Source organism: Methyloceanibacter marginalis (genome assembly GCF_001723295.1).
GTDB classification, from domain to species: domain Bacteria; phylum Pseudomonadota; class Alphaproteobacteria; order Rhizobiales; family Methyloligellaceae; genus Methyloceanibacter; species Methyloceanibacter marginalis.
Window position 1 is genome coordinate 1 of the sequence record NZ_LPWD01000257.1, and the last position, 3,086, is coordinate 3,086.

At 65.7% G+C, this 3,086-nt stretch carries 5 protein-coding genes; all 5 read left to right on the forward strand.

Annotated features, from left to right (window positions below):
• The first annotated feature begins 93 nt into the window (after window positions 1-93).
• On the forward strand, window positions 94-741 hold the full coding sequence (hisH, locus tag AUC71_RS09980; protein ID WP_069624146.1) for an imidazole glycerol phosphate synthase subunit HisH: 648 nt from the start codon (window positions 94-96) through the stop codon (window positions 739-741).
• A 7-nt stretch (window positions 742-748) separates the two neighbouring features.
• Window positions 749-1,507, forward strand: a complete 759-nt coding sequence (hisA, locus tag AUC71_RS09985; RefSeq protein ID WP_069624147.1) for a 1-(5-phosphoribosyl)-5-[(5-phosphoribosylamino)methylideneamino]imidazole-4-carboxamide isomerase — start codon at window positions 749-751, stop codon at window positions 1,505-1,507.
• The gene (locus tag AUC71_RS09990; RefSeq protein ID WP_141701596.1) at window positions 1,507-1,821 is read left to right on the forward strand and encodes a hypothetical protein; all 315 of its coding nucleotides are present in this window, start codon (window positions 1,507-1,509) and stop codon (window positions 1,819-1,821) included. The genes hisA and AUC71_RS09990 overlap by 1 nt, the downstream gene beginning before the upstream one ends.
• A complete protein-coding gene (hisF, locus tag AUC71_RS09995) occupies window positions 1,815-2,591 on the forward strand; it encodes an imidazole glycerol phosphate synthase subunit HisF (protein ID WP_069624149.1) in 777 nt (258 codons plus the stop codon). The genes AUC71_RS09990 and hisF overlap by 7 nt, the downstream gene beginning before the upstream one ends.
• A gap of 89 nt (window positions 2,592-2,680) precedes the next feature.
• The gene (hisE, locus tag AUC71_RS10000) at window positions 2,681-2,962 is read left to right on the forward strand and encodes a phosphoribosyl-ATP diphosphatase (protein WP_425283379.1); all 282 of its coding nucleotides are present in this window, start codon (window positions 2,681-2,683) and stop codon (window positions 2,960-2,962) included.
• The last annotated feature ends 124 nt before the right edge of the window (window positions 2,963-3,086 follow it).

The following is a 3,086-nucleotide window of genomic DNA, read 5'->3' on the forward strand; positions in this document are numbered from 1 at the left end:
CCCGTGACGGGGGGCGCGAAGGGCGCCGCGCTGACGCCGACGCGGCCGAGCGGCGGCGACGAAGTCATCGGATCGTTTCCGCGAGCGTAAGTCATGCACGTCGCCATCATCGATTACGGCTCGGGCAATCTCCACTCCGCCGCCAAGGCCTTCGAACGGGCGGCGCGGGAGCAGGACTCGAAGCTCTCCATCAAGGTCACGGCCGAGCCGGACGAGGTGCTCTCCGCCGAACGGGTCGTGCTGCCGGGCGTCGCGCGTCGCGATTGCAAGGCGGGGCTGGCGGCGGTCTCCGGCATGATCGAGGCGTTAGAAGAGTCCGTGCAGGAGCGGGGCACGCCGTTTCTCGGTATTTGCGTCGGACTTCAGCTCATGGCCACGCGCGGCTTGGAGCATGGCGTGACGCCGGGGCTCGATTGGATCGGCGGCGAGGTCCGCGCCATCGAGCCGAACGATCCTTCGCTCAAGATCCCCCATATGGGTTGGAACACGCTCACGCTTGCGCGCGAGCACAAACTGTTCGACGGGATTCCGACGGGCGCCGAAGGCCTGCACGCCTATTTCGTGCACTCCTATCACTTCGTGCCGGAAGATAAGGATTCTCTCGTCGCCACAACGGACTATGGGGGAGAGGTGACCGCGTTCGTGGCGCGCGCCAACATGGCCGGCAGCCAGTTTCACCCGGAGAAGAGCCAGAGGCTCGGACTGGCGCTCATCGCCAATTTTCTGAAATGGATGCCGTAGAGGTCGCATGATCCTGTTTCCCGCCATCGATCTGAAAGACGGACAATGCGTGCGGCTGGTCCAGGGCGAAATGGACCAAGCAACCGTGTTCAACGCCGATCCGGCCGCGCAAGCCAAAGAGTTCGAGGACCAAGGCTTCGAGTGGCTGCACGTGGTCGATCTCAACGGTGCCTTCGAGGGCAAGCCGGTGAACGGCGCCGCGGTCGAGGCGATCTTCGCGGCGACCCACCTGCCCATCCAGCTCGGCGGCGGCATCCGCGACCTCGACACCATCGCCATGTGGCTCGACAAGGGCATCGACCGCGTGATTTTGGGCACCGCGGCGGTGCGCGATCCCGATCTGGTGCGTAAAGCGGCGCACGACTTCCCCGGCTGCATCGCGGTGGGGATCGACGCGCGCGACGGCAGGGTGGCGATCGAAGGCTGGGCGGAAACATCAGAGATGACCGCGCTCGATCTGGCCCGCAGCTTCGAGGACGCGGGCGTGGCGGCGATCATCCACACCGACATTTCCCGAGACGGCGTGCTGGAGGGCCTCAATCTCGGTGCGACGCTTGCGATCGCCGAGACGGTCTCGATCCCTGTCATCGCCAGCGGCGGCCTTGCCTCGCTTGACGACATCAAACGGCTCCTCGAACCGCGCTTCGCAAAGCTCGACGGGGCGATCACGGGCCGCGCGCTCTATGACGGGCGGCTCGACGCGAAAGAGGCACTCACCCTGATCGCCGAGCGCTACGCCCGCCACGGCGCGACGGGACAATATTGATGCGGGCCCGTACCGTGTTCATCGTCCTGCTGGTGCTGATTCTGCTCTTCACATTTGGGCCTGCGCTTGTCGCCGTCGTGAGTCAGTTGATTGCCGAAGGCCTTGGGTGCCAGGTCGATCTTCACCACGTGATCCCATGCGTTATCGGCGGCCACGACTATGGGCAGATGTTCTACGACCTCGGCTTTCTGATCTGGTACTCGTATCTGACGCTGCCGATCGGCGGCGCATTGCTTGCGCTCTGGGCGGTGGCCGCGGCGGTCACCTTTGTGATCTCTCGCAAACACCGGCCAGCTAAAGAGCCCTCATGCTGAAAGTCCGCGTCATCCCCTGCCTCGACGTGAAGGAAGGCCGCGTCGTCAAAGGCGTGAACTTCGTCGATCTGCAAGACGCCGGCGATCCGGTCGAGGCCGCTACCGCCTATGACGAGGCGGGCGCGGACGAGCTCTGCTTTCTCGACATCACGGCGAGCCACGAAAAGCGCGGCACGATACTCGACATTGTTCGTCGCACGGCGGAGCGCTGCTTCATGCCGCTTACGGTCGGCGGCGGCGTGCGCTCGACCGGAGACGTACGCGCGTTGCTGGAAGCCGGCGCCGACAAAGTGTCGATCAACACCGCGGCGGTGACGGACCGGCAACTCGTGCGCCGGGCGGCGGAGAAATTCGGGGCGCAATGCATCGTCGTCGCCATCGACGCCAAGCGCGCCGGCGCCAACGGCAAGGCGCCGCGTTTCGAGATCTTCACCCACGGCGGCCGTAAGCCGACCGGCATCGAGGCAATCGCTTATGCCGAAGAGGTGGTGTCGCTCGGCGCCGGCGAGATCCTGCTCACCTCGATGGACCGGGACGGCACACGGGCCGGTTTCGATCTCGAACTGACCCGCGCCATTGCGGATGCGGTCTCCGTGCCGGTGATCGCGTCCGGCGGCGTCGGCACCTTGCAGCACCTCGTCGACGGCGTACGCGACGGTCATGCCTCGGCCGTGCTCGCCGCCTCGATCTTCCATTACGGCGAGCACACGATCGGCGAGGCGAAGCAGTTCATGGCCGACGCCGGGCTGCCGATGCGGCTCGATCCTTAACCTTGGCCGTTCGGCCTATTCCCACCGCCCCTTCCGCAGTGTATGAGCCAGGGCATGAGCATGGATGCATTGGATAGCTGGCGGCCATCATCAAAGAGCGCCGCAACGCGAGCGCCGAAGACTCCTACACCAAGCAACTCTTGGCGGAGCCCATCAAGCCCGCCAAGAAGGTCGGCGAGGAAGGGGTCGAGGTGGCGCTTGCCGCCGTGGCGCAGGACAGGGCAGCGCTCATCTCCGAGACCGCGGACCTGCTCTACCATCTGCTCGTGTTGCTGGAATCGCGCGAGGTCACGCTCGATGAGGTCCGTGAAGAATTGGAGCGGCGCATGGGCGAGGCCGAGGAGAAACGCCGAAAGGCCGCGCCGGTCTAGCCGACGCGCACCCCGTCCCTGTCATGAACCCCCGGCCCGCCGTCGCCTTCTCACCTTACGCGACCTATTCGCGTGCTGAGTGGGCGCGCCTGCGCGATGACACCCCGCTCACGCTGAGCGAGGC